This window comes from Mesorhizobium sp. WSM4822 (assembly GCF_055811155.1).
Genome location: NZ_JBVVQM010000006.1, coordinates 257,861 through 282,791, shown reverse-complemented (window position 1 = coordinate 282,791; position 24,931 = coordinate 257,861). Strand labels below are relative to the sequence as shown.

Annotated in this window: 22 protein-coding genes; 17 read left to right on the top strand and 5 right to left on the bottom strand. The window is 63.7% G+C overall.

The features are described from left to right. Positions 1–61: 61 nt before the first annotated feature. The 6 genes from AC0L3E_RS16495 to AC0L3E_RS16470 all read left to right on the top strand — a co-directional run bounded on the left by AC0L3E_RS16495 (position 62) and on the right by AC0L3E_RS16470 (position 5,685). On the top strand, positions 62–1,183 hold the full coding sequence (locus tag AC0L3E_RS16495; RefSeq protein WP_473605180.1) for a class II histone deacetylase: 1,122 nt from the start codon (positions 62–64) through the stop codon (positions 1,181–1,183). A 4-nt stretch (positions 1,184–1,187) separates the two neighbouring features. Then, positions 1,188–2,045, top strand: coding sequence for an urea ABC transporter permease subunit UrtB (urtB, locus tag AC0L3E_RS16490; protein ID WP_127320912.1), 858 nt, complete (start codon positions 1,188–1,190; stop codon positions 2,043–2,045). After that, positions 2,042–3,028: a branched-chain amino acid ABC transporter permease gene (locus AC0L3E_RS16485; protein ID WP_128307276.1), complete on the top strand. Its 987-nt coding sequence runs from the start codon at positions 2,042–2,044 to the stop codon at positions 3,026–3,028. The genes urtB and AC0L3E_RS16485 overlap by 4 nt, the downstream gene beginning before the upstream one ends. Continuing rightward, on the top strand, positions 3,025–3,729 hold the full coding sequence (locus AC0L3E_RS16480) for an ATP-binding cassette domain-containing protein (RefSeq protein WP_127327022.1): 705 nt from the start codon (positions 3,025–3,027) through the stop codon (positions 3,727–3,729). The genes AC0L3E_RS16485 and AC0L3E_RS16480 overlap by 4 nt, the downstream gene beginning before the upstream one ends. Before the next feature lie 2 nt (positions 3,730–3,731). Then, positions 3,732–4,433: an ABC transporter ATP-binding protein gene (locus tag AC0L3E_RS16475; RefSeq protein WP_473605179.1), complete on the top strand. Its 702-nt coding sequence runs from the start codon at positions 3,732–3,734 to the stop codon at positions 4,431–4,433. A gap of 82 nt (positions 4,434–4,515) precedes the next feature. Further along, the gene (locus AC0L3E_RS16470; protein WP_127327020.1) at positions 4,516–5,685 is read left to right on the top strand and encodes a substrate-binding protein; all 1,170 of its coding nucleotides are present in this window, start codon (positions 4,516–4,518) and stop codon (positions 5,683–5,685) included. Positions 5,686–5,728: 43 nt separating this feature from the next. Here AC0L3E_RS16470 and AC0L3E_RS16465 read toward each other — a convergent pair whose 3' ends face one another. After that, a complete protein-coding gene (locus AC0L3E_RS16465; RefSeq protein WP_473605178.1) occupies positions 5,729–7,375 on the bottom strand; it encodes an acetolactate synthase large subunit in 1,647 nt (548 codons plus the stop codon). 85 nt (positions 7,376–7,460) lie between these two features. Next, the gene (locus tag AC0L3E_RS16460) at positions 7,461–8,798 is read right to left on the bottom strand and encodes an aromatic ring-hydroxylating oxygenase subunit alpha (protein ID WP_473605177.1); all 1,338 of its coding nucleotides are present in this window, start codon (positions 8,796–8,798) and stop codon (positions 7,461–7,463) included. Between the two features lie 113 nt (positions 8,799–8,911). On the opposite strand from AC0L3E_RS16460, the gene AC0L3E_RS16455 reads away from it, so the two are divergent. Beyond that, positions 8,912–9,820, top strand: coding sequence for a LysR family transcriptional regulator (locus tag AC0L3E_RS16455; protein ID WP_473605176.1), 909 nt, complete (start codon positions 8,912–8,914; stop codon positions 9,818–9,820). Between the two features lie 4 nt (positions 9,821–9,824). On the opposite strand, the gene AC0L3E_RS16450 is transcribed toward AC0L3E_RS16455, so the two are convergent. Next, a complete protein-coding gene (locus AC0L3E_RS16450) occupies positions 9,825–11,096 on the bottom strand; it encodes an NAD(P)/FAD-dependent oxidoreductase (protein ID WP_473605175.1) in 1,272 nt (423 codons plus the stop codon). Between the two features lie 195 nt (positions 11,097–11,291). Here AC0L3E_RS16450 and AC0L3E_RS16445 point away from each other — a divergent pair, with 195 nt between their 5' ends. The 7 genes from AC0L3E_RS16445 (at position 11,292) to AC0L3E_RS16415 (ending at position 20,055) form a co-directional block, all read left to right on the top strand. After that, the gene (locus AC0L3E_RS16445) at positions 11,292–12,284 is read left to right on the top strand and encodes a dipeptidase (protein WP_128307269.1); all 993 of its coding nucleotides are present in this window, start codon (positions 11,292–11,294) and stop codon (positions 12,282–12,284) included. A 313-nt stretch (positions 12,285–12,597) separates the two neighbouring features. After that, positions 12,598–14,157, top strand: coding sequence for an ABC transporter substrate-binding protein (locus AC0L3E_RS16440; RefSeq protein WP_128307268.1), 1,560 nt, complete (start codon positions 12,598–12,600; stop codon positions 14,155–14,157). A gap of 52 nt (positions 14,158–14,209) precedes the next feature. Beyond that, positions 14,210–15,157, top strand: a complete 948-nt coding sequence (locus AC0L3E_RS16435; RefSeq protein ID WP_473605173.1) for an ABC transporter permease — start codon at positions 14,210–14,212, stop codon at positions 15,155–15,157. A gap of 28 nt (positions 15,158–15,185) precedes the next feature. Then, positions 15,186–16,025, top strand: a complete 840-nt coding sequence (locus tag AC0L3E_RS16430) for an ABC transporter permease (RefSeq protein WP_127395805.1) — start codon at positions 15,186–15,188, stop codon at positions 16,023–16,025. Then, complete coding sequence (locus AC0L3E_RS16425) at positions 16,022–17,005, top strand: ABC transporter ATP-binding protein (RefSeq protein WP_473605172.1); 984 nt, start codon at positions 16,022–16,024, stop codon at positions 17,003–17,005. The genes AC0L3E_RS16430 and AC0L3E_RS16425 overlap by 4 nt, the downstream gene beginning before the upstream one ends. Continuing rightward, entirely contained in the window at positions 17,002–17,979 is a 978-nt protein-coding gene (locus AC0L3E_RS16420) for an ABC transporter ATP-binding protein (RefSeq protein WP_128307266.1), read from the top strand. Before AC0L3E_RS16425 ends, AC0L3E_RS16420 begins: the two co-directional genes overlap by 4 nt. A gap of 48 nt (positions 17,980–18,027) precedes the next feature. Further along, positions 18,028–20,055 (top strand): CocE/NonD family hydrolase, encoded by a 2,028-nt coding sequence (locus AC0L3E_RS16415; protein ID WP_473605171.1) that lies wholly within the window; start codon positions 18,028–18,030, stop codon positions 20,053–20,055. Between the two features lie 20 nt (positions 20,056–20,075). On the opposite strand, the gene AC0L3E_RS16410 is transcribed toward AC0L3E_RS16415, so the two are convergent. Beyond that, positions 20,076–20,978 carry a LysR family transcriptional regulator gene (locus AC0L3E_RS16410; RefSeq protein WP_127381975.1) on the bottom strand — a complete coding sequence of 301 codons (903 nt, stop codon included), beginning with the start codon at positions 20,976–20,978 and terminating at the stop codon, positions 20,076–20,078. Between the two features lie 102 nt (positions 20,979–21,080). On the opposite strand from AC0L3E_RS16410, the gene AC0L3E_RS16405 reads away from it, so the two are divergent. The 3 genes from AC0L3E_RS16405 to AC0L3E_RS16395 all read left to right on the top strand — a co-directional run bounded on the left by AC0L3E_RS16405 (position 21,081) and on the right by AC0L3E_RS16395 (position 23,681). Beyond that, positions 21,081–22,070, top strand: coding sequence for a zinc-dependent alcohol dehydrogenase family protein (locus AC0L3E_RS16405; protein WP_473605170.1), 990 nt, complete (start codon positions 21,081–21,083; stop codon positions 22,068–22,070). A 253-nt stretch (positions 22,071–22,323) separates the two neighbouring features. Next, positions 22,324–22,626, top strand: coding sequence for a TFIIB-type zinc ribbon-containing protein (locus AC0L3E_RS16400; RefSeq protein WP_127270121.1), 303 nt, complete (start codon positions 22,324–22,326; stop codon positions 22,624–22,626). Positions 22,627–22,694: 68 nt separating this feature from the next. After that, the gene (locus tag AC0L3E_RS16395; RefSeq protein WP_128307263.1) at positions 22,695–23,681 is read left to right on the top strand and encodes a Tim44 domain-containing protein; all 987 of its coding nucleotides are present in this window, start codon (positions 22,695–22,697) and stop codon (positions 23,679–23,681) included. Between the two features lie 41 nt (positions 23,682–23,722). Here the strand turns inward: AC0L3E_RS16395 and AC0L3E_RS16390 are convergent, their stop codons facing one another. Then, on the bottom strand, positions 23,723–24,820 hold the full coding sequence (locus tag AC0L3E_RS16390; RefSeq protein WP_128307262.1) for a lactonase family protein: 1,098 nt from the start codon (positions 24,818–24,820) through the stop codon (positions 23,723–23,725). Positions 24,821–24,931: the final 111 nt, after the last annotated feature.

Sequence of the window (24,931 nt, the reverse complement as noted above, 5' to 3'; positions counted from 1 at the left end):
CGGGTCGGGCCACGTAATCGTTAGCCTGCTAGCGTCACCTGGTTTTCAGAGGACGCTGCGGATGGCGACAGGCTACGTTTTTCACGAACAGCTGATGTGGCACGACACCGGCCCCAGCGCCGACATGATGCCGCCCGGCCGTTTCGTGGAACCCGGCCGCCATCTGGAATCGCCCGGCTCGAAGCGCCGGCTGAACAATTTGATCCAGGTCAGCGGCCTGTCGCGCCATCTCGTCCCGATCATCCCCGAGCCGGTCTCGGTCGAAGACCTGCTGCGCGTGCACACGCAACGCCATGTCGACGATATCCGCATGCTGAGCGAGCGTGGCTCCGGTTTCGCCGGACCACAGGCGCCGATCGGTCTCAACAGCTTCGACATCGCGCTGCTGTCTGCCGGCACCACCTATGCCGCCATGCGCGCGGTGCTGACCGGCCGCGTCGACAATGCCTACGCGTTGGCGCGGCCGCCGGGGCATCATGCCGAACCCGACCAGGCGATGGGTAACTGCCTGTTCTCCAACATCGGCGTTGCTGTCCGCCGGCTGCAGCATGAAGGCCTGCTCGGGCGCGCGGCGATAGTCGACTGGGATGTGCATCACGGCAACGGCACCGAGACGGTGTTTTATTCCGACCCGTCGGTGCTGACCATTTCCCTGCATCAGGACAATCTCTACCCGACCGGGCGTGGTGCGCTGGCCGACAACGGCAAAGATGCCGGCGAAGGCTACAACATCAACATCCCGCTGCCGGCCGGCAGCGGCACCGGCGCCTATGAAGCGACCTTCGACCGCGTCGTCGCGCCGGCGCTGCGCGCCTACAGGCCGGACCTCGTCATCGTCGCGTCCGGCTTCGATGCGTCCGGCTTCGATCCGCTCGGCCGCATGATGCTCAACAGCGAATGCTTCAGGCGGCTCGCCGCGCGCATGGTGGCGCTGGCCGCCGAAACTTCGCAAGGGCGCCTGATGATGACCCATGAAGGCGGCTACTCCGAAGGCTATGTGCCGTTCTGCGGCCATGCCGTCATCGAGACGCTGGCCAATCACCGTACCGAAGTGGTCGATCCGCTGTCGGACCATATCGACGAGTGGGCTGGGCAGGATCTGCAGCCACACCAGGCTGCTGCGATCGATGCCGCGGAGGGGCTGCTCGCCGGCCTGCGCCAACGTCTCGCAAGCGCGGCCTGACGCGATGGATTTTCTCATCACCACGCTGCTCAACGCGCTGACGCTGATCAGCATCCTGATGCTGGTCGGGCTCGGGCTGGCGATCAGCTTCGGGCTGATGAACGTCACCAATTTGGCGCATGGCGAGTTCGTCACCGTCGGCGCCTTCGCTGTCTATTTCGTCCAGAGCATAGGCGGCTCTTTCTGGCTGGGCCTGGCCGCCGCGCCCATCGCCGGCGCGGTGGTCGGCTGTATCCTCGAATTCGCCATCATCCGCCATCTCTATTCCAGGCCTGTCTCGACCGTGCTCGCCACCTGGGGCGTCAGCCTGATCCTGCAGCAAGGGCTGGAACTGACCTTCGGCCTCGGCGCCAAGCCGGTGACGCCGCCGATCGAGGGCACGCTCGATCTCGTCTTCACCGTCTATCCGGCCTACCGGCTGATCCTGATCGGCATCGCCATGCTGACCTTGCTCGGCGTCATCCTGCTGATCAGCCGGACGCCCTTCGGCCTCGATATCCGAACCGTCATCCAGAACCGCGAGATGGCCGAGGGCGTCGGCATCAACACGCGGCGTACCTACGCCATTGCCTTCACCTTCGGCGCGGCCATCGCCGGGCTTGCCGGCGGACTGGTCGCGCCACTGGCGATCGTGCTGCCGCAGATGGGGGTGAACTATCTCGCCAACGCCTTCTTCGTCGTCATCGTCGGTGGCGTCGGCTCGATTGGCGGCCTTGTCGCCGGCAGCGTCTTTGTCGGCGGGCTGACCAGCATCCTCAATTATCAGATCTCGCCGTCGCTGGCGCAGGCGATCGTGCTGCTGGCTGCCATCGTCGCTGTCCGTCTGCGGCCCAACGGTCTGTTCAACGGAGCGTCGCGATGATCGCCCGTGATCGCAACTGGCTGCTGATCTTCGCCACCTGCGTGGCGCTCGCGATCATCTATCCGTTCTTTGCCGGCGGCTATCAGCTGACGGTGATCCGCGACGCGCTGATCTTCGGCCTGTTCGCGGCGAGCCTCGACTTCTTCTGGGGCCGCACCGGAATCCTGTGTTTCGGCCACGCCGCCTTTTTCGGCATCGGCGGCTACATCATGGCGCTGGTCACACTCAATGATGCCATCCCCTTTGGAAGCTTACTCGGCATCATGGGTGCGGTGGCGGGTGCGGCCTTCGTCGCCGCCATCATCGGCTACTTCCTGTTCTTCGGCGGCATCCGTGGCAGCTATTTCACCATCGTCACGCTGGCCATGGGCGTCATCTGCCAGCAGGCCGCGGTCTCCTGGAGCTCGGTTACCGGCGGCGACAGCGGCCTGATCGGCATCCCGCCGATCGAGTTCGATCTTGGCGGGCTGCACGTCGATCTCAGCCAGGATCTGCCCAGCTACATCTTCGTCTCGGCCATCGTCGCCATGACGGTGCTGGCGCTCTGGTCGATCAGCCGTGGCCGCTGGGGCACGGTGCTGACCGCCATTCAAGACAATGAAATCCGGGCGGCCGCGCTCGGCCACAATGCGCCGTTGCGGCTGCTTGTCACTTTCGTCCTGTCGGCGGCGATCGCCGGCCTTGCCGGCGCCCTCTATGTCTGCATGGCAGGGCTGGTGGCACCCGATCTGTCCGGGCTGCTTCTGTCGACGGAAGTTATCGTCTGGGTGGCGGTCGGCGGACGCGGCACGCTGCTTGGGCCAGTACTGGGCGCCATCTTTATTCAGCGCGCGCAGCAGACGATCAGCAGCTTCAACCCGAGCCTGTGGCCCCTTCTCCTCGGCTGTGTCTTCGTCATCATCGTCTTCGTCCTGCCGGATGGCATCCTGTCGATCTACGCGCGGCTGAAAGGCCTGTTCAAGGGCAGGAGGCGCGCGCAATGAGCGACATCCTGCTGCAGGCTGAAAATGTCGGTATCCGCTTTGGCGGACTGCAGGCGCTGGAGGCTCTGAACCTCACCGTACGAGACAAGGAGCTTTGCTGCATCATCGGGCCGAACGGCGCTGGCAAGAGCACTTTCCTCAACGTGCTGACCGGCACGCTGCGTCCGACCAGCGGCAGCGTGCGCTTCCTCGGCCACGACATTGCCGGACTGCCGCTGCATCGCATCGCCCGGCTCGGCATCGCCCGCAAATTCCAGATTCCTTCGGTCTTCCCGAACCTCTCGGTGGAGGACAATCTGAAGGTCGCGCGCTGGGGCGCGCCTTCGCCAGTGCGCCCGGTTGGTGAACTCTTGGAACTGGTCGCGCTCGGTAACCGTGCCGCCACGCTGGCCGGCGAGCTCGCGCATGGCCAGAAGCAATGGCTGGAGATCGGGATGGCGTTGGCGATAGAGCCGCGCCTGCTGTTGCTCGATGAACCCACTGCCGGCATGACGCCGCAGGAGACGCTGGCGACGGCGCAGATGCTGCTGCGCCTCAAGGGCGAGTTCTCGATCGTTGCCGTCGAGCACGACATCCGCTTCGTGCGGGCGCTGAACTGCGAGACGTTGGTGCTGCATCAGGGACGCCGGCTGCGCAGCGGTCCTTTCCATGACATCGAGACCGACGAGATGGTCCGCGATGTCTATCTGGGGAGGCGCTGATCATGCTGCGAACGATGGCGGTGTCGGCCGGCTACGGCCTGCTCCCGGTGCTGAACGGCATCGACCTCAGTGTCGCGTCCGGCGAAGTCGTCGGCCTGCTTGGCCGCAACGGCGCCGGCAAGACGACGCTGCTGCGCGTCATCGCCGGCGGCTTGCGGGCGAGCGGAGGCGCGGTGGTTCTCGGTGATAAAGACCTCACGAACGCGCCAGCTTTCCGCCGTGCGCGGGCGGGCATCGCGCATGTGCCGCAGGGGCGCGGGATCTTCAACCAGCTGACGGTGCGGCAAAACCTGGAGGTCGGCACCCGCGCCGCCAAGGACCGTGGCGACGGCGGCATTCCGGCCGACATCTTCGGCTATTTTCCAATCCTGCGCGAACGCGAAGCGCAGGTCGCCGGCACGCTTTCGGGCGGCCAGCAGCAGATGCTGGCGATCGGCCGCGCACTCTGCGGCCTGCCATCGGTGCTGCTGCTCGACGAACCCTCGGAAGGCATCCAGCCGAACATCGTGCAGTCGATCGCCGAACTGGTGCCGCGCATCGCCCGCGAGCGCGGCATCGCGATCATTCTTGTCGAGCAGAATCTCGATCTCGTTCTCAAGGCATCGGACCGCTGCCTGGTGATGGAGAAGGGCAGGATCGTCCACGAAGGTGCGCCTGAGACCTTCGCCGACGAGACCCTGCTGAAGGACCTGTTGGCCCTATAGAGCGCGCGTGAAGCGCGCCTGGGAACTTGTTGACTTGTAAGGCGTGCATGGGGCGCGCCTGGGACTGGAAGGGAACACAACAATGATAAGCAGAAGAACTGTCTTGAAATCCGGCGGCGCCGCGGCCGCCTTCGCCATCGTCGGCGCGCCGTCGATCCTGCGCGCCGCCGACACCGTCAAGGTCGGCCTGTCGATCCCGATCACCGGGCTGCAGGCGATTCTCGGCGAGACGCTGCTCAATTGCTACAAGCTGGCCGCCGCCGAACTCAACGCCGCCAACGGCATTGGCGGACGCCAGGTCGAGCTCATCATCGAGGACAACCAGACCACGACCAAGGGCTCCATCGACAAGGCGCGCAAGCTCATTAACGAAGACAAGGTCGACGTGATCATGGGCACGATCATTTCGCCCGAGCGCAGCGCCACGCTGTCGGTCACCTCGAAGGCCAAGAAGCTGTTCTTCTACCCGACCAATTTCGAAGGCGGCGAATGCAACCGCTACTTCGTCGCCACCGGCCCGATCCCGATGCAGCAGGTCGACCCAATGATGCCATGGGTGGCCGAGAACCTCGGCAAGACGATCTATGTCATGGCTTCGGACTATGCCTGGCCGCAGAAGATGACCGAGGCGATCACGGCGGCCTATGAGAAGGCCGGCGGCAAGATCATCGGCGCCGACTACTATCCGTTCGGCACCACCGATTTCGGCCCGGCCTTCCAGAAGATCAAGTCACTGAAGCCCGATGTCGTCTGGTCGATGGTGGTCGGCAACGACGCCGTCACCCAGCTCAAGCAGTATCGCAGCTTCGACATCAAGCAGCCGCTGATCGCCCCGCTCGACGAGGTCTTCAACAAGGACGCGCTGCCGCCCGGCGTGGCGGCCGGCACCTATGCACCGCAACCCTACTGGATGGCGCTGGACAACCCGGTCAACAAGAAGTTCATCTCGAGCTTCCGCGAGAAATTCGGTCAGGAGAAGATGGTCAACGGCATCGGCGAGGCCGGCTACAACGGCCTGCATCTCTATGCGCTGGCCGCCGAGAAGGCTGGATCGTTGAAGGACGATGATGTGCTGGCCGCGCTGCCGTCGATCGAGTTCGACGCACCGCAAGGCAAGATCCGTGTCGACGCCACCAACAACCACACGCTGTGCCATTCCTATGTAGGCAAGGCGGCGGCCGACGGCATCGGCTACGAGATCGCTAAGGACTTCGGCACCATCGAGCCGGTGACGCCTTACTGCAAGGTGTAGGGTCTTCCGCCCAAGCAATCCTGACGGCGGTTTGTCGCTGCCGTCAGGGCGTCTGCGGCGCTGGCAGCCGCTCGCGCAGTTCGTCGACAAGCACCCTGGTGTTTTCGGAATAGTCGATGGGCACGACGACGAGATGCACGCCGCCGCCGGTGAAGGCCTGTTCCAGCACCGGCCGCAAGTCGGTGATCTCCGCAACCCTGGTCCCCTTGGCGCCATAGGCCTCGGCATACTTGACGAAATCGGGATTGCCGAAAGTCATGCCGAAATCCGGGAACGCATCGACCGCCTGCTTCCAGCGGATCATGCCGTAGGCGTGGTCCTCGAGCAGCAGGACGACCAGGTTGAGCTTGAGCCTGACGGCGGTTTCCAGTTCCTGGCTGTTCATCATGAACCCGCCATCGCCACAGATGGCCATGACACGGCGCTGCGGATAGAGCAGTGCCGCCATCATCGCCGACGGCAAGCCCGCGCCCATGGTGGCCAGCGCATTGTCGAGCAGGATCGTGTTTGCCATGCGCGTCCGGTAGTTGCGCGCAAACCAGATCTTGTACATGCCGTTGTCGAGGGCGAGAATCCCGTCGGCCGGCATCACGGCGCGCACGTCGTGCACGATGCGCTGCGGCGTGAAGCGATCTTCGGTGGCGCGCGCGGCGATCCGGCTCAGAATGCCTTCGCGCAGCGGCAGCAGGACCTGCGCGTTGGGGATCTTGCCCTCGATGCGGTCGGCCAGCAGCGCCAGCGAAGGGCCGAGGTCGCCGACGATTTCGGCTTGCGGGAAATAGACCTGCTCGACATCGGCTGATTGGTAGCCGACATGAATGACCCTCGGCCCCTTCGCTCCCATGATGAAGGGCGGCTTCTCCACGGTGTCGTGACCGATGGTGATGATCAGATCGGCCTGCTCGATGGCCTCGTGCACGTAGTCGCGCTCCGAAAGGGCTGCCGTTCCCATATAGAGCTCCGTGCCGCCGGGCACGGTTCCCTTGCCCATCTGCGTGGTGAAATAGGGAATTTGCGTCCGCAGCACGAACTGCGCGACATCGGGGGTCACGCGCGGACGCGACGCCGCCGCGCCGAACATCAGCAGCGGGCGCCTGGCTTCCGTGATCATAAGGGCGGCGCGATCAAGCGCACCCGGGCTGGCCAGCGGCAGTTCGACCGGGTGCGTCGGCACCAGTGCGATCGGCTCACACTCGGCCGCCGCAATGTCTTCCGGCAGTTCCAGATGTACGGGGCCGGGACGTTCTTCCTGGGCGACACGGAAAGCTTCGCGCACCAGCGAGGGGATCATCTTCGGCGAGACGATCTGGCGCGACAGCTTGGTCAGCGGCTTCATCGCCGCGACGATGTCGACGATCTGGAAGCGCGCCTGCCGGGATGACAGGATGCCCTTCTGGCCGGTGATCATGATCATCGGCATCGCGCCGAGCAGCGCATAGGCCGAACCGGTCGAAAGATTGAGCGCGCCTGGGCCAAGCGTGGTGATGCACACACCTGCCTTGCCGGTGAGCCTGCCATAGGTGGCGGCCATGAAAGCGGCTGCTTGCTCGTGGCGGGTCAGGATCAGCTGGATCGAGGAGCGGCGGATGGATTCGACGATATCGAGATTTTCTTCGCCGGGAATGCCGAAAATCCGTTCGACCCCTTCGTTCTCGAGGGCCGCGACGAACAAGTCCGAACCTTTGGTCATAAACTGTCTCTCCCGCAACATTCCGTCGGCCACCTTCATATGGCATCGGAATGCGACGCCTCAAAGAGGCATCTTCGGCCACGGGTCAGAGCCGCGTGTTGCAACTCGCCGCCTTCGGCGATGCGAAAAGTTCCTTCGGCGCGGACCACTGGCTGACGGTCGCGCCGCGCGTGCCGGTGATTAGCGAACGCAGTTCCGACAGATAGGTCTGCACGAAGAACGAGGTCTGGCTTTCCAGCGGCGTGTAGGGCCCCGGCCGGTAGGCACGGGACATGATGCCGTCGGCATTGTCTTCGGTGATCTTCTTGTCCTGCACCGTGGTGACGTCCCACATCCAACTGATCGCATCGGCGTCGACGTCGTTATCGGCATCCTTGTCGACGAGCCAGGTCAGGATGACGTCTGTTTCCATGGCGTTGCGCGGTATCATCTGGAACAGCGTGACATAATCATTGGCAGCACTTGCAAACGACAGGCGTCCGAGGCGAAAGCCGCTTTCGCCGCCATCATAGGCGTGACGGCCGCCCATCAGGCACGAGACACCCTCACCCGTATTGGACAGCGTGTTGCGGCCGGAGCCGATCGGCTTGCGGTGCATGGCAAACGGCATCGTGTCGAGGTCGCCAGCCTGCCACGCACCCTTGTGGAATTCGGCATCGCCGATGACGCTGTGCCAGGCCTCGATTTCGTTCTGCCACTCGACCGCCTTGTCGGCATCGCGGGTCGCGGTCACTTTGACATGGCCATTGACGCGGTAATATTCGGGATGAGCCGGCCGGCAGTGATAGCATTCGAGGAAATTCTCGAGCACCAGCTTCCAGTTCGCCTTGGTCAGGTAATTCTTGCGCGCGACGATGCGTGCGCGGTCGAGGCCGTTTTCGCGCAAGCCGCCGGTCAGCCCGTCCGCGACGGGCTGGATGTCGGGCAACGAATTGCCATCGAGGCCGCAGAAGACGAGGCCGCCGAAACTCTGGCAGGGCACGCGGTGCAGTCCCAGCGCTTCCGGATCGACGCTTGCCGGCAGATCCTGCCGCGACTGCAATTCACCGGTCAGCCTGAACGACCAGGCATGATAGGGGCAGACCAGAAGCTTGCCGCGACCATCCTTGGCGCAGAGCCGCGAGCCGCGATGGGTGCAGACATTGTAGTAGGCCGCGATGTCGTCCTCGCCATCGCCGAAGCGCACGATGATGATCTCCTCGTCGAACAGCTGACGCACGATGTAGCGGCCCCTTTCAGGCACCTCACTGGCATGGGCGACAAGCATCCATTGACGCGGAAACCACAAGTCACGCTCCAGCGCGAAGATCGCAGGGTCGGCATAAAAGGCCTGTTCCAGCGACCAGTCCGGACGTTGCCGGTCGATCAGCCTGACGGTCTCGCTTCTGTCGATAGGCTGGCTATTCGGTGTGTAGGCCTGCACGGCAAACACCTTTCTGCTCGCTGGCGTTAGGATGATTTTTCGATAGAGTGTGCGATGCGGAAAGGCATGCGGCAAATACAGAAATAATAGACCTCCATATCGAAAAGGCATGAATGCAGGTTCGGATCGTGAAAACCCTCAAGACATCGCTTCCCCTGCTGAACGCCATGGTCGTCTTCGAGGCTGCCGCCAGGCATGGCGGGCTGACGCTGGCCGCGCAGGAGCTCAACATCGCACAATCGGCGGTCAGCCGGCATGTCGCCAATCTCGAGCGCCAGTTGTCGGTCGAGCTGTTCACGCGCAAGGGCAACCGCGTCGCCGTCACCGGGGCCGGCAACACGTTGGCCGAAGCGATCCGCGAGGGTCTTGGCACCATCAGGCAAGCGGTCGAGGATTTGACCGCGCACGACAGCGATACATTCGTGGTCGGCTGCAGCCACGATTTCGCGCAGGCATGGCTGATGCCGCGCTTCGGTCTCATCACATCGCAGGTGGCCGATGGCCGGGTGCTTTTGCAGACATCCACCGACTACCGGGATTTCGACCAACCCGAGGTGGCATTGTCGATCCGTTTCGGCGAAGCCGGGCAATGGTCCGAATTCGTGACCGAAAAACTGCTCGACGGCGAATGGTTTCCGGTCTGCGCACCGGCGTTCCTGGCGCGTTACCCGGGGCTCGCCTCGGAGGACCCCGAGGCTTTCCTGGCGGTACCGCTGCTGCACCAGGTGACGCCGCCCGGCGCGATCGACAGTTGGCAGTCATGGATCGGAACCGAGCGGAAACTCGATGGGCCTCGGTTCACCAGCTACATGTCGATGATCCACGAAACCATCGCCGGGCGCGGAGCTGCGCTCGCCTGGGCGGGGTTTGCCGACGAGCATCTGCGCCGCGGCCAGCTCGTTCGGCTGACGAAGGCCTCGCGTCGCCACGCCGGCTCCTTCCACATCGTCATGAGGAAGAATGCCGGCCCGGTGGTCAGGGCGGTGGCGCAGGCGCTGCAGGCCAGCGTCGGCGACAGCTAACAGATCAGGCCTCGCGACCAAACCGCGACGCTTCATGACGCGCGCCCCAGGCCGGCATGGCGGCCTCGATCTCGGCCTCCGACTTGAAGGCATCGGAGGCGTAGCGATCGACACGGAACCGCTCGGCGGAAACGAACGGGGTCTGCCCGAGGACCAGTTCGCAGGAGAGCCGGCCAAGACCCGGTCCATGGGTGACGCCGCTCTCATTGTCGCCGCCGACGACCACGACATTGTCGCTGCCGGGCACCTTGCCGACGACAAGGCCGTTGTCGGGCGTGTAGCACGGCACGCCTTGCGCCCAGTTCGCGATCGTCGAACCGCGCAGCGGCGGGAACACAGTCTGCAGCTCGGCAAGCTCCTGCTCGGATGTCTCCCGCATCAGCTCGATATTGTGCGGCTGGCCAGGTTCGATCTCGTTGTCGTCGGTCTTGTAGAGAGGTTTGTAATGCCGGCCGGTCCCCCACATGACCGCGCCGAATGTTTCGCGCAGCCACAGCCGCAATTCGCGGCACTGGACCGTGGGAATGGTCGACGGCAGCCCACGATCGTCGGTGACGATGCGCGTTGCGACGACGCGCAGCAGCGGCAACTTCCAGCCGAGGCCTGATATGACCTGGTTGTTCCAGGCGCCGGCGGCAACGATCACGCCGTCAGCCTCAAGGCTGCCCTGATCGGTCTCGATGGTCACCCGATCGCCTGCATCATGGACGGCCGTCACGCGTGTGCCGCTGCGAAAAACACCGCCGAGCTCGCTGATCTGGCCGGTCAGTACCCCCATCGCCAGCTTGGTGTCGAGCTGGATGCCATGCGGATTGTAGGCGGCCGAATGGACCCGCGCCGGATCGATGAGGCCCTGCATCTTCTGGCCAATCTGCGCGGCGTTCAAATCCTGCATTTCCGGTGGGGCATAGGGTGAGTCCAGCACCGGTCGGACGAAACGCTCGCGCCCGTCCTCGGTCAGCGCCATGATCAAGGTGCCGTTCGGCCGATAACCGATCTCGACGCCGACCTCGTGCAGCCTGCGATAGAAATCGAGGCCATATTGCTGCAGTTGAAGGCCTTCTTCACCGAGCGGGATCATGCCGGCGGACCAATGGGAGACGAAGCCCGCGCCGGCGCTGGTGGTCGCGGCACCCGGCTGACCCGCATCGATGACCGTCACCCGGCGCACGCCGGACCGCAGCAAATGGAAAGCCGCGCTGCAGCCGATAATGCCGCCGCCGATCACGGCGATATGCCTGCTATCGCTCCCGCCATGGCTTCCGTTTGAGCTCATCTTTGTTCTCCCTTTTGCCGATGGTCCGGTCGGAGCGACATGCAGCGACGGCGACCATACAGGCCCGTTCGGAGCTGTCTAGACACATGTGTCTGTGGCCTGATACTTGATGCGCACTGCATCTGGATGACACGTCCGGAACGCCGCTTGATCTGGCCTTCCGTTGTTGGTGTTGCCGAGAGAGCGAGGAAAAAAGTGAGCGTTTCGACTGCCGCCAAGGCCATTTTCGACAGTGAAATCATATGGGACGCGCATTCCGGCTTCATGCCGGATCCGGCTGCGGACCTGAACAATCTGCAGATCTGGCGCGACGCCGGCATCGACTATCTGTCGATCGATGTCGGCTTCGACCTGTTGCCCTGGGAGCAGACAGTGCGGACGCTCGCAAATTTCCGTCACTGGATCCTTGCCAATCCCGAGCACTACACGCTGGTCTCCTCCGTCGCGGAAATCCGCAAGGCCAAGCTCGAGGGCAAACTGGCGATCACCTTCGACATCGAGGGCATGAACGCACTCGACGGCCGCATCGAGATGGTGGAGTTCTATCACCATCTGGGCGTGCGCCAGATCCTGTTCGCCTATAACAGGAACAACCTCGCCGGCGGCGGTTGCCACGATGTCGAGACCAGCCTGACGGCGTTCGGCCGCGAGGTCATCGACGAGATGAACCGTCTCGGCATGTTCGTCGACGTCACCCACACCGGCTACCGCACCTCGATGGAGGTGATGGAATACTCGAACCGCCCTGTCATCTTCTCGCACTCCAACGCCAAGGCCCTGTGCGGCCATGGCCGCAACATCACCGACGAGCAGATAAAGGCCTGCGCGCGCACCGGCGGCATCGTCGCGATCGTCGGGCTCAATCGTTTCCTGGGAGAAGGGCGGACGGACTCGGACAGGCTGGCTGACCACATCGAATATCTCGTCGACCTGGCTGGCCCAAATCATGTCGGCATCGGGCTGGACTACGCCTTTCCGGTTGATGTCAAAGGCATCGACCGCATCATTTCCGACAACCCGCAATTCTGGCCCAAGAGCGAATATCCAGAGGGGGCGACTACCTACTCGGCTCCAGGTCAGATGCGCGAACTGACCGAGGTTCTTCTCCGCCGCGGACAGTCCGAGCAGACGGTGCGCGATGTCCTGGGTGGCAATTTCGTGCGCCTGGCGGCTGAAATCTGGAAGTGAAGGTAGCGGAGAGCGCGTCTCCGCTCCAGCTCTTGATCCAGGCCCCACCGAATGGCGGGCCAGGCCGCACCGTGTGCGCGATCACATTTCGCGCTTAGCCGCTTGCCCATGCCGACGCAGCGGCGGGGTCGGATCGGATATCAAGATTTCCCGCAAGATCGTCCGTATCCAAGATTCGGACATGCCGGCAAAATTTTCGCTAGACATAGATGTCTATTATTAGCAGTTTTAGCGGACCGGTACATTCGGCCCGGCTTGGAGAATGGCCCGCGGCCTGAAAAACAAGACAACGAAAACAGCAGAGGGGTAGAGCATGTCCATTCTAGCCGACACCAGGATTTCGCGCCGCAGCTTGCTCGCCGGAGCCGGCGCTTTCGGCCTCGCCTCAATGGTCAATCCAAAAGTTTCCTGGTCGAGCGACGGGCCGATCCTCAAGGTGCGATCCTACGCCGACATCCAGACGCTCGACCCTTGCTTCCGGCTGGCGGCGCCTGAAGGCGACATCACCAGCGTCATCTTCGCCGGCCTCGTCGTCACCACGCCGGGCGATAGCTGGAGCTGGCGGCCCATGGCGGCGGAAACGATCAAGCAGCTCGATCCGCTGACCGTCTCCTTCCAGCTGCGCGACAATATCGGCTTCACCGATGGCTACGGCCAGATGACGGCCGAAGACGTCAAGTTTTCGATCGAACGCATCGCCGATCCCGCCAACAAGAGCCCCTATTCCGGCGACTGGGCGACGCTCAAGGAGGTCGAGGTCAAGGACAAGCTGTCCGGCCTGATCCATCTGAAGCAGGCCTTCGCGCCGCTATGGACGTCGACCTTGCCGACGCCGTCCGGCACCATCCTGTCGAAGCGCGCCATCACCGAACTCGGTGGCAAGATGGGCGTCAAGCCGGTGGCCCAGTCGGGCCCCTACATCCTGAAGGAATGGCTGCCCAAGCAGCGCACCGTGCTGGTGCGCAATCCCGACTGGAAGTACGAGCAAGGCGCCTTCGCGGAAATCCACATCCATCCGATCGAGGACGAGAAGACCGCCGAACTCGGCTATGAGGCGGGTGACCTCGATTACACCTGGACCGCGGTCTCCTCGATCTCGCGCCTGAAGCAGACACCGCCGCCAAAGACGACCGTCGTCGAGAAGCCTTCGCTGGCCTTTGTCTGGCTCGGCATGAACCAGGATGTCGCTCCCTTCAACAATCCGAACATGCGCCGCGCGGTTCAGTACGCGGTGGATCGCAAGGCGGTGGTCGACGCAGCCTATTTCGGTGCGGCCGCCACGGCCACCGGCATCATCGCGCCCGGTCTGCCTGGCCATCGCGAGAAGAACCTCTTCGATTTCGATCCGGACCGCGCCCGCGACATGATCGCCAAGGAGGGGCTGGCCGGCACCACGATCACGCTCGACATCCTCAACAAGACCGAGCGGCTGACCGCGGCGCAGGTCGTGCAGTCGAACCTGCAGGATGTCGGTCTCACTGTGGAGATCAAGCAGAACGACAGCGGCACCTTCTGGACGCTTGGCGCCAAGGAAGGCGACTACTACAAGAAGCTGCAGATGATCATCAGCCGCTTCTCCATGCAGCCGGACCCGAGCTGGGCGACCGCTTGGTTCACGCGCGACCAGATCGGCGTCTGGAACTGGGAGCGTTTTTCCAGCGAGGAATTCGACAAGCTCAACGCTGAAGGCATGGTCGAACTCGATCCTGCAAAACGCGATGTCATCTACAAGAAGCTGCAGGACCTGATGGAGGAGAACGGCAATTACGTTTTCCTGACGCATGAGGTCACCGGCATCATGAATCGAGACACGCTTGTGGCCGGCCTGAAGCCGAACGGCGAACCCGTGTTCACCGACTTCAAACCGGCATGATATCGGCGGGCGGGGCTCGCCCCGGCCAAAGACCATCCGACAGGTACCGAAAATGATCCGCTACGCCCTCAAGCGTCTGTGGCTTGGCGCCATCATCATCAGCGTCGCCATGATGATGATGTTCGCCATGGTCTACCTCATTCCCGGAGACCCGGCCTCCGTCGCGCTGGGGCCACGCGCGACGCCGGAGATGAAGGAGGCGCTACGCGAGCGTATGGGCTTGGATCAACCTGTCTGGCGGCAATTCGTGAACTTCTACGGCTCTGCCTTGCATGGCGATCTCGGCACCGAGGTTCTGTCGAACCGGCCAGTTCTGGACGTGGTGATGGAACAGCTTCCGTTCACGCTGGCGCTGGTGGTCGGCGGCATCACGTGGTCGGTGGCGCTGGGCATCCCGCTTGGCTGCATCGCAGCGGTGCGGCGCGGCGGCTTTGTCGACCAGGTGATCGGGGTCCTGTCGGTGGCGATGATCGCCGTGCCATCCTTCGTCGTCGCCATCTATTCGCTGCTGGTGTTTGCGGTCGCCCTGCAATGGCTTCCGGCGATCGGCGCCGGCGAACCGGGCGACCTCGCCAGCCGGCTTCAGCACCTCATCCTGCCGTCTCTGGCGGTCGGCCTTGGCTGGATCGGCTATATCTCGCGCATGGTGCGGGCCTCGATGCTGGATACGCTGGAGGCCAGCCATATCCGCACGGCGCGCGCCTTCGGCCTGACCGAGCACCGGATCGTCTACACCTATGCGCTGCGCATCGCCGTGCTGCCGACCATCACCTTGCTCGGCGTCGGCATCGGCCACATGCTGTCGTCTTCCGTCTTCGCCGAAATCGTCTTCGCCCGTCCCGGCATCGGCAAGCTGGTCTATGAGGCGATCTCGGTGCGCAACTATCCAATCGTCTCCGGAGCCGTGCTGGTTACCACGGTCTTCTTCGTCCTCGTCAACGTAGCGGCCGACTTCCTGGTCGGCCTATTGGATCCCCGTGTCAGATCAAGTTTCAACTGAGCTGCCGTCCCGCAGCTTCCGTCTCGGCATGATATGGCGCACCGTGCGCCGCATCATGCGCGAACCGCTGGGCGCCATCGGCCTGACGCTGGTGACGGTGGTGGTGCTGTCGGCGGTGTTCGCCAGCGGCCTGACCAGCTATGCGCCGAGCAAGATATCGCCGGCCGAACGTTTCGCTTCGCCTAGCCTCCTGCATCTGCTCGGCACCGACCATCTCGGCCGCGATCTTCTCACCCGGGTGCTCTATGGCGGGCGCGTCGCGCTTTTGATCGCGCTGGGCGCGACAGCGGTGTCGCTGGTTGTCGGCGTCGTGCTGGGGCTGATCGCAGGCTATGGGCCGCGCTGGCTCGACAATGTGCTGCTGCTTATCTTCGACGCCGTGAAGAGCTTTCCCACCGTCATGCTGGCGCTAACGCTGGTCACCCTGTTCGGCCCCTCGCTCTACGCGGTGGTGCTGGTGGTGATGCTGGTCAATGTGCCGGGCTATGCCCGCATCATCAGAACCCAGACGCTGGTGCTCAAATCAGCCGAACATGTCATGGCGGCGCGCTCGATGGGCGCCAGTGCGGGCCGCATCCTGCGCGTCCACATCCTGCCCAACATCATCGGCCCGATCCTGATCTTGATATCGATGGACATTCCCGTGGTGGTGGCGATCGAGGCCGGCATGAGCTTCCTCGGGCTCGGCGTGCGGCCGCCGACGCCGAGCTGGGGCGCGATCCTCAATGACGGCTTCGCCAACATTCGCGATTCCTACTGGATCGTGATTGCCGGCGGCCTGCCGATCGTGCTGACGACACTCGGTTTCACCTTCTTCGGCGAGACGCTGCGCGACCTCTTCGATCCCCGGCTGAAGGGGCGCTCATGACGGTTCTCGAGGTCAAGAATCTGAGCGTCGCCTTCCACACCGAGAGTGGGCGACTGGAGGCGCTGAAGCAGGTGAGCTTTTCCGTGCCGGCCAACCAAAGCGTCGGCGTGGTCGGCGAATCCGGCTGCGGGAAATCGACGCTCATCAACGCCATTCTCGGCCTGCTCGCCGACAATGGTGAAATCACATCGGGCGAGATCATCTTCGAGGGCGACAAGGACCTTGCCCGGCTCGGCCCGACCGCGATGCGCGGCTTGCGCGGCCAAAGGATCGCCACCGTTTTCCAGGATCCGATGGGCGCGCTCAACCCGGTGCTTTCGGTGGGGCGGCAGATGCGCGACATCCAGTATCGCTCCGGTCTGTCGAAGCGGGACAAGGATGCGCGTTCGGTCGCAATGCTGCGCAAGGTTCGCATTCCCGATCCGGAAAGCCGGCTGACGCAGTTTCCGCACGAATTCTCCGGCGGCATGAAGCAGCGCATCGCCATCGCCATGGCGCTGATGATGGAACCGGCGCTGCTGATCGCCGACGAGCCGACGACTGCGCTCGATGCCACGCTGGAGGTGGCCACTATCGAACTGCTCAAGGATCTGCAGCGCGACATCGGCTGCTCGGTGCTGTTCATCTCGCATCATCTGGGCGTGATTGCCGAACTCTGCGACGAGATGATCGTGATGTATGCCGGTGAGGTGGTGGAGAGCGGCACGACCCGCGAGATATTCCACGACGCCCGACATCCCTACACGCAGAAGCTGCTGGCCTGCGATCCGGCCCGGCTGTCGCAGCGGGTTGCCCGCCTGCCGACCATCGCCGGGACCTTGCCGGACCTGCGCCGCCGCCCGAGCGGCTGCGTCTTCCAGCCGCGCTGCGATCGCGCCGACGCCCAATGCCTGGCGACGCCTCCCAGCGCAATCCTCGGTGGGTCTCACATCGCCCGCTGCTGGCATGCGGACATTCCCTTGGGAGCGATGAACGCATGAGCTCCGACGACCTGCTCCGCGTCAGCGATTTGCGCGTCTCGTTCCGGGTTGGCGGCCTGTCCGCCAGGCTCGCGGGGCGGGCCACCGAGATCGAAGCGGTGTCCGGTGTCAGCTTCACGCTTCAACGAGGCAGCACCTTCGCGCTGGTCGGCGAATCCGGCTCGGGCAAGACGACGCTGGCGCGCACGCTCAACGGTCTTCAGCCGGTGAAAGCGGGCACGATCCTGTTTGAAGGGCAGGAACTGCAAGGCCTGTCCAACGCCGCCATGAAACCGGTGCGGCGGCGCATGCCGATGATGTTCCAGGATCCGGTCGGATCGCTGTCACCACGGCTCAGCGTGCGGTCGCTGCTGTCGGAGCCTTTCGTCATCCACGGACTGTCGGATCGCGATCTCAACGCCGAAGTCACACGACTTCTTGCACTGGTCGGGCTGCCGCGCGATTTCGCCGACCGCTACCCGCACCAGCTTTCCGGCGGCCAGGCGCGCCGTGTCGGTGTGGCGCGGGCGATCGCGCTGGACCCGGTTCTGGTCGTCGCCGACGAGCCGACAGCCGGCCTCGACGTCTCGGTGCAGGGAGAGGTGCTGAACCTGCTCAACGACCTGCGCGACCGCATGGGCCTGTCGATGCTGATCATCACCCACAATCTGCATGTCGTGCGCCAGATCGCCGACCGCATGGCGGTGATGTATCTCGGACGCTTCATCGAACAGGGCGAAACCGAAGCGATCTTCCGCGCGCCGCATCATCCCTATACGGCGGCCCTTCTCTCGGCCAATCCAGAGCCCGATCCCGACAGGGTGCATCAGCGCATCACGCTGCCGGCTGACGTTCCGTCCTTGTTGGCGCGCCCTTCAGGCTGCGAATTTCACACACGCTGTCCGCAGGCCCAGGGCCGCTGCGCGGTGGATGTCCCCGTCCCGGTCGCAGTTGGCGACAGCCGTCTGACCTGCCATTTCCCGCTGAACACATAAGGATCGCCACCGGCGCAAGTGTCGGCCGGGGCGTTGAGAGGAGCCGCCATGCAAGATATCCGCGTCGTCACCGATTTCCCGCGCAAAGTCCGCGAGATCGAGAATTTGTGGATTCCGATGCCGGACGGCGTCAAGCTGGCCGCACGCATCTGGTTGCCGGAAGACGCGGAGGCCGATCCGGTGCCGGCGATCCTCGAATATCTGCCATATCGCAAGCGTGACGGAACGGTGGAGCGCGATGCGCTGACGCATCCCTATTTCGCCGGTCACGGCTATGCCGGCGTGCGGGTCGATATGCGCGGCTCGGGCGACAGCGAGGGGCTGTGCAAGGGTGAGTATCTGAAGCAGGAGCAGGATGACTGCCTGGCGGTCATCGAATGGCTGGCCCGGCAATCCTGGTGCTCGGGTAGTGTCGGCATGATCGGCATCAGCTGGGGCGGCTTCAACGGGCTGCAGGTCGCCGCCCGCCGCCCGCCAGCGCTGAAAGCCGTCGTCTCGCTGTGCTCGACCGACGACCGCTATAATGATGACGTGCATTATCTCGGCGGCGCGATGATGTGCGACAATCTGATGTGGGGAACCACCGCTTGGGCCATCGCCATGACGCCACCGGATCCGCTTGTTGTCGGCGACCGCTGGCGCGGTCTTTGGGAGCAACGACTGAACGGCAACGGCATCTGGATGCAGGACTGGTTCGAACACCAGCGCCGCGATGATTTCTACAAGCACGGTTCGATCTGCGAGGATTATTCCGATGTCGAGATCCCGGTCTATGCCGTCGGCGGCTGGGCCGACGGCTATCCCAATCCGATCTTCCGGATGCTGGAAAAACTGAGCGGTCCTCGCAAGGGCCTGATCGGACCCTGGGGCCACAAATATCCGCACTTCGCCATGCCCGGACCGCGTATCGGCTTCCTGCAGGAGTGCCTGCGCTGGTGGGATCAATATCTCAAGGGCATCGACACCGGCATTGCCGACGAGCCGATGCTGCGCGCCTGGATTCAGGATCCCGCACGGCCGGCGGCGATCTATGACGAGCGGCCCGGCCGCTGGGTGGCGGAACCGGCGTGGCCGGGACCCGGCGCCGGCGAAAAGGTGCTGAACCTTGCGCCGCATGTGCTGAGCGAAGCCAAGGGCGCAAACGCGATCCTGGAGGTTTCATCGCCACAGACGGCCGGCCTGTCATCCGGCGCCTGGTGCGGCTATGGCGTGATGCCGACCTTGCCGGTCGACCAGCGCATGGAAGAAGGCAATGCCCTGATCTTCGAGACGGCGCCGTTGACCGAAGCGGTCGAGATTCTTGGCTTCCCCGAATTCGAGGTCAAGCTCTCCTCCGACAAGCCCGTCGCCCTTCTGTCCGCCACGCTGTCGCAGGTATTTCCTGAAGGTGCCGCCTCGCGTATCAGCTACGGCATCCTCAATCTGAGCCATCGCAACGATGATCTGGACATCGAGCCGATGGTGCCTGGCCAGGCGGAAACGGTGCGCATCAAGCTGCGCTGCTGCGGGCAACGTTTCGAGGTCGGCGAGCGTATCCGGCTGGCGCTGGCGACATCGCATTGGCCGATCGTCTTCCCGACGGCCGAGCAGGCGACGTTGTCGATCCATTGCGGCGACAGCCGGCTGATCCTGCCGGTGCGCGCGCAGCAGAAGCTGGACGACACACTGGGGGTTTTCCTGACTCCGGAAAGCGCCGCGCCGATGGAGCAGGAGGTGCTGGCCAAGGGCGACGGCTTCCAGCGCTCGGTGTCGACGGACCAGGTCACCGGCGAGACCGTCTACCAGGTCGTCAATGATGGCGGCACGGTGCGGCATCCACATACGCAGATGACCGTTGCGGCGAGGCATGTCGACCGGTTCACCATCCACCCCGACGATCCGAACTCGGCGGTCGGCACCTGCAAATGGGACAAGTCCTATGGTCGCGGCGACTGGCAGGTGCGCCTTTCAGTGAAGGCGACGGTGCGCGCGCTGCGCGACGTCTGGCGGATCGAGACCCACATCACCGCCCATGATGGCGATGAGCTGATCGTCGACCGCAACGAGGTCAAGGAGTATCCGCGCGATCTCAACTGAGAGCGACTGCGACGCTGCGGTTAGGCCATCGACTTCGGTAAGGCAGCCGCCAGCGCATCGACGGCCAGCCGCACCTTCAGCGGTAGATGCGGCGTCTGCAGCCAAAGGGCGTAGCAGTCGTAGAGATATCTCGGCTGATCCGGCAACAGCGCCAGCAGAACGCCGGCTTCAATGCGCTCGCGCACCAGCCACCAGGGCAACCAGGCAAGGCCCATGCCGTCGGCAGCCGCGTCAGCGATGGCATCGAGATCGTCGAGCCGCAGACGGCCGGTCGGTATGATCTCCTGCACCGGTTGCCCCTCTCGCGCAAATAGCCAGGGCTGAATGATCTGGCCGAGCCGGCGGTAGACAATTGCCTGATGGTCGGCGAGATCCTCGATCTGTCGCGGTTCGCCATGAATTCTAAGATAGGAAGGTGCGGCGCAGACGACCATGTCCTGGCGCGCGACGCGGCGTGCGATCACCCCCGCTTTGTCGCCCAGAGCACCGGTCCGAATGGCGAGATCGTAGCCATCCTCGGCAAGATCGGCGAAGCGATCGCTGAGAGATAGATCGAGTTCCAGCATCGGATATTGCCGGGCGAGTTTCAGCAGCACGGGCGTCACGCAGTGGCGACCGAAATGCGCCGGCATGGTGACGCGCAGTTTTCCGCGTGGCTCCGAAAACTGGTCGGCGGCGAGCGCATCTGCGGCGTCGGCCTCGGCCAGCACCACCCGACAGCGTTCATAGTAAGCGCGGCCGAAATCGGTCAGGTTCTGCCGGCGTGTGGTCCGGTTGAGCAGGCGAACGCCAAGCCGTTCTTCGAGAGACCGGACATGCTTGCCAACCATCGGTCCCGAGACGTCCAGGGCGACCGCTGCTGCCGCGAACGAGCCGAGATCGACGGCCTTGACGAACACAGCCATGCTTTCGAGCCGATCCATATTCGGAACTCCTGGTTTCTACTGTTCTTCTCTTACAGCCATTTATCCCCAGGCAGCCTAGCTGCATAGCTCATTCGGTCCAGTTGATTTGGAGTATCCCGAATGACACGTGTGGTTCGCTTTCACCAGCATGGCGGCCCTGAGGTTCTGCGCATCGAGGATGCCGAGCTTCCCCCACCGGGTCCGGGCGAAGTTCAAATCCGCGTCAAGGCGCTCGGCCTCAACCGCGCCGAGGCGCTGCTGCGCGCGGGTGCCTATATCGAGACGCCGACGCTGCCCTCCGGGCTTGGCCTCGAGGCGGCGGGTGTTATCGAGGCTATAGGCGACGGCGTGAAGGATTTCGCGCCGGGCGACAGCGTCAGTGTCATCCCGCCGCAATCGATGATCCGCTGGCCGGCCTATGGCGAGCTTGCCACTTATCCCGCGGAACTTATCGTCAAGCACCCGCCGTCGCTCGACTGGCAAACGGCAGCGGCGGTCTGGATGCAGTACCTCACCGCCTATGGCGCGCTGATCGATATCGCCGGGCTGCACAGCGGAGACCACGTGGTGATCACCGCGGCGTCGAGCAGTGTCGGGCTTGCCGCGATCCAGATCGCCAACATTGTGGGCGCGACGACGATTGCGGTGACGCGAACATCGGCGAAGATGCGGGCGCTGCTCGAGGCCGGTGCGGCCGAAGTCGTGGCCTCGACGGAGGAAGATCTGGCGGCGCGGTTGAACCAGATCGCCGGGCCGCGAGGCGTGCGCGTCGTGTTCGATGCGGTCGGCGGCCCGATCTTCGAGCCGCTGACGGCGGCCATGTCGCATAGCGGCATCCTCATCGAATATGGCGGACTGAGCCACGCGCCGACACCGTTTCCGCTATTCGCCGTGCTGGCCAAGACGCTGACGCTGCGCGGCTATCTCGTCCACGAGATCACCGGCAACCCGGCGAAACTGGAGGCCGCCAAGGCTTTCATCCTCGCAGGACTCGAGACCGGGACTCTAAAGCCGATCATCGATAGGACCTTCGCGTTCGACCAAATCGTCGAGGCGCATCGCCACCTGGAGTCGAACGAGCAGTTCGGCAAGATCGTGGTGACGATCTGAAATCGTGGTGACGATCTGAAATCGTGGTGACGATTTGAAATCGTGGTCACGGTCTGAGCAGAGATGGCGAACAAATCACTCTTGCGGGCAATATCGCCCCTTGAAGGCGCGGCGCTGCATTCCTAATTGTCCCCTGCGGGCCGGGCCCCTCTGACTGTCGCTTTTGGCGACTGTGATGTCGGACCGCTGTAACGGGCCCGTTTTCATCCTTTTCGGTCGAGCGGGTTCCTTCTTTTTTGGTTTGGAGCGCCGTATGACATCTCCTTCTCTCCTTGGCATGACTTGCCCCTCCTGCCGCGTTGCGCTCGTGATGAGCGAACGCCAGGGTATCGAAATCGACTACTGTCCGCAGTGCCGCGGCGTCTGGCTTGATCGGGGAGAACTCGACAAGATCATCGAGCGTTCCGGCAGGGAAGCGGCGCCCGCGCCGCAGCCACAGCCGGCAGCGTTCTCCCAGCCGCAACACGGCCAGGGCCGCGACGACGATTATTCCCGCTCCCACGGCCACCGCTATCCAAAGCGGAAGAAATCATTTTTCGAAGAGTTGTTCGATTGACCGTATAACGCCGGCACCCGGCGACGGCTGAAAATTTCCGAAACCGCAGAGACAAAGGTTCATCTCCGATGACTTCCCGTACAAGCCGATTTGCAGCCCTCTTTGCAGGACTGTTCCTGGCGTTTTCGATGGTCGCGATAGACCATGCCGAGGCGCGCCGCGGCGGCAGTTTCGGCAGTCGTGGCATGCGCACGTTCCAATCGGCACCGCCGACCAGGACCGCACCGGCCCCGACCGCTCCAGTCGAGCGTTCGATGACGCCCAACACCGGTGTGAACAACGCGGCCCGGCAGCCGCAGGCAGGCCCGCAGAGGCCCGGCTTCATGAGCGGTTTCGGTGGAACGATGATGCGGGGCCTGCTGCTCGGCGGCCTGATCGGCCTGCTCGTCGGCCAAGGCTTCGGCGGCTTGGCCGGCATGTTCGGTTTCCTGCTTCAGGCCCTGCTCATCGGTGGCGCGATCATGCTGGCTATCCGCTTCTTCCGCTCGCAATCGGCGCGTGGTCCTGCGCCAGCGCTCGCCGGTGCCGGCAATGCCCAGGCTTCGAGATTTGAGAACCGCGCAACGGCAGGGCAGCAGACTGCAGGCTCCTTCACAATTCCCGGCTTTGGCGGTGGTTCGGGCGGAAGCTCTCCGGCCATCGGTTCTGATGAGATCACGCTGGCTCAGACCGACCTCGACGCATTCCAGCAGCTGTTGACCGATGTCCAGGAAGCATTCGGGCGCGAAGACCATGCCGCTCTGCGCCGGGCTGTTACCCCCGAAATGGTATCCTATCTCTCGGAAGAGCTGGCCGACAATGCCCAGAAAGGTCTCAGGAACGAGGTAACGGACATCACGTTGCTGCAGGCCGACGTCGCTGAAAGCTGGCGTGAGGATGAGCGCGACTACGCCACGGCCGCATTGCGCTACGAGTCTCGTGACGTGACGCGCGAACGGGCCAGCGGCAAGGTCGTCGCGGGCGACGATGATCATCCGACAGAGACGACCGAGCTGTGGACATTCGTGCGTGAGAATGGCTCGAACTGGAAGCTCTCGGCAATACAACAGGCTTGAGCCCAGGGCGATTTTGTCCAAGGCTTCACAGTTGTCGGCGTTCAACGCACGATCTTGACGCACATCGGCGTGCCGATCTCGATGGCGCGCCCGGTGTCGCTGAGTATGCCGGTCTCGGCGTCGCGAGCGAAGATCGAGATGCGGTCGGCGTTCTGGTTGGCGGAAAACAGATGGCCGCCTGACGGCGTCAGCGCCAGATTGCGCGGCGTCGCGCCACCACAAGAGATATAGCCGACGAGGCTCAGCGAACCCGTCTGCTGGTCGACCGCCATGATGACGACGCTGTCATGGCCACGGTTGGAGCCGTAGACAAAACGGCCATCCGGCGAGATCTGGATGTCGGCGCAATGGTTGCTGTCGCGCGCCTCGGCCGGCACCGCCGGCTTGGCGTCGATGAGCGTGAGCTTGCCCGAGGCTTCGTCCAGCGCCATCGCCACGATGGTCGAATCCAGCTCGTTCATAACGAAGACGAAGCGTCCGTTCGGATGCAGTGCGAGGTGGCGTGGACCGGCGCCCGCCGGCAAAGCGGATTCCGCAAGCTTGGTCAGGTTGCCATCGTGCTCGATCCGGTAGGACACCAGCCGGTCGATGCCGAGATCGGCGACGATGGCTGTCCCGCCGGCAATGGTTTCGGTAATACTGTGGGCGTGCGAGCGTTCCTGTCGTGCCGCATTCGGGCCGGTGCCGGAATGCGAGACGCTGGCCAGCGGGGCCGTCAGCGCGCCGTCCTTTTCGAAACCATAAACCGCCACGGCGCGGTCCGGGCCGCCCCCGCCCATGCCGTAATTGGCGACCAGCAGTTTTGTCCCGTCGCGGGTGATGGTGTTGTGGGCGGTGATGCTGCCCAGCGATGGCTGCTTGTTCAGATAGGTGAGCGCGCCCGAGGCACGATCGAAGCTGTAGGCGGAGACAGTTCCCTCGCGCCAGGTGAAGACTTCCGAATTGGCGTAGACGTGTGAACCGTCCGGCGTCACCGAGAAGAAGGTTGGATTGTCGACGTCATGGGCTTCAGCCAGCTTTCGGGTTTCCAGCGTCGTCTCGTCAAAGCTGTAGACGCTGAGGCCGACGCCCCGAGCGCCCTGAAAATACGGCGCCTCCCGGTTCAGGCTGCCGACAAAGACCAGACAATCCTTGTGCATGATTTCCTCCCTGCCCGCCTGCGCTTCGGCGCGCGGGAGCAGCCAAAATTTCGCCTGTTCACGCTTGCAACGCAACCCCATATGTGAAAATACTATTTACAAAAGAAGATT

Excerpts from the sequence above, each read along its gene's own strand:
- AC0L3E_RS16495 (WP_473605180.1), top strand. The coding sequence starts at position 62 with ATGGCGACAGGCTACGTTTTTCACGAACAGCTGATGTGGCACGACACC.
- urtB (WP_127320912.1), top strand. The coding sequence starts at position 1,188 with ATGGATTTTCTCATCACCACGCTGCTCAACGCGCTGACGCTGATCAGC.
- AC0L3E_RS16485 (WP_128307276.1), top strand. The coding sequence starts at position 2,042 with ATGATCGCCCGTGATCGCAACTGGCTGCTGATCTTCGCCACCTGCGTG.
- AC0L3E_RS16480 (WP_127327022.1), top strand. The coding sequence starts at position 3,025 with ATGAGCGACATCCTGCTGCAGGCTGAAAATGTCGGTATCCGCTTTGGC.
- AC0L3E_RS16475 (WP_473605179.1), top strand. The coding sequence starts at position 3,732 with ATGCTGCGAACGATGGCGGTGTCGGCCGGCTACGGCCTGCTCCCGGTG.
- AC0L3E_RS16470 (WP_127327020.1), top strand. The coding sequence starts at position 4,516 with ATGATAAGCAGAAGAACTGTCTTGAAATCCGGCGGCGCCGCGGCCGCC.
- AC0L3E_RS16465 (WP_473605178.1), bottom strand. The coding sequence starts at position 7,375 with ATGACCAAAGGTTCGGACTTGTTCGTCGCGGCCCTCGAGAACGAAGGG.
- AC0L3E_RS16455 (WP_473605176.1), top strand. The coding sequence starts at position 8,912 with ATGCAGGTTCGGATCGTGAAAACCCTCAAGACATCGCTTCCCCTGCTG.
- AC0L3E_RS16450 (WP_473605175.1), bottom strand. The coding sequence starts at position 11,096 with ATGAGCTCAAACGGAAGCCATGGCGGGAGCGATAGCAGGCATATCGCC.
- AC0L3E_RS16440 (WP_128307268.1), top strand. The coding sequence starts at position 12,598 with ATGTCCATTCTAGCCGACACCAGGATTTCGCGCCGCAGCTTGCTCGCC.
- AC0L3E_RS16435 (WP_473605173.1), top strand. The coding sequence starts at position 14,210 with ATGATCCGCTACGCCCTCAAGCGTCTGTGGCTTGGCGCCATCATCATC.
- AC0L3E_RS16430 (WP_127395805.1), top strand. The coding sequence starts at position 15,186 with ATGATATGGCGCACCGTGCGCCGCATCATGCGCGAACCGCTGGGCGCC.
- AC0L3E_RS16425 (WP_473605172.1), top strand. The coding sequence starts at position 16,022 with ATGACGGTTCTCGAGGTCAAGAATCTGAGCGTCGCCTTCCACACCGAG.
- AC0L3E_RS16420 (WP_128307266.1), top strand. The coding sequence starts at position 17,002 with ATGAGCTCCGACGACCTGCTCCGCGTCAGCGATTTGCGCGTCTCGTTC.
- AC0L3E_RS16415 (WP_473605171.1), top strand. The coding sequence starts at position 18,028 with ATGCAAGATATCCGCGTCGTCACCGATTTCCCGCGCAAAGTCCGCGAG.
- AC0L3E_RS16410 (WP_127381975.1), bottom strand. The coding sequence starts at position 20,978 with ATGGATCGGCTCGAAAGCATGGCTGTGTTCGTCAAGGCCGTCGATCTC.
- AC0L3E_RS16405 (WP_473605170.1), top strand. The coding sequence starts at position 21,081 with ATGACACGTGTGGTTCGCTTTCACCAGCATGGCGGCCCTGAGGTTCTG.
- AC0L3E_RS16400 (WP_127270121.1), top strand. The coding sequence starts at position 22,324 with ATGACATCTCCTTCTCTCCTTGGCATGACTTGCCCCTCCTGCCGCGTT.
- AC0L3E_RS16395 (WP_128307263.1), top strand. The coding sequence starts at position 22,695 with ATGACTTCCCGTACAAGCCGATTTGCAGCCCTCTTTGCAGGACTGTTC.
- AC0L3E_RS16390 (WP_128307262.1), bottom strand. The coding sequence starts at position 24,820 with ATGCACAAGGATTGTCTGGTCTTTGTCGGCAGCCTGAACCGGGAGGCG.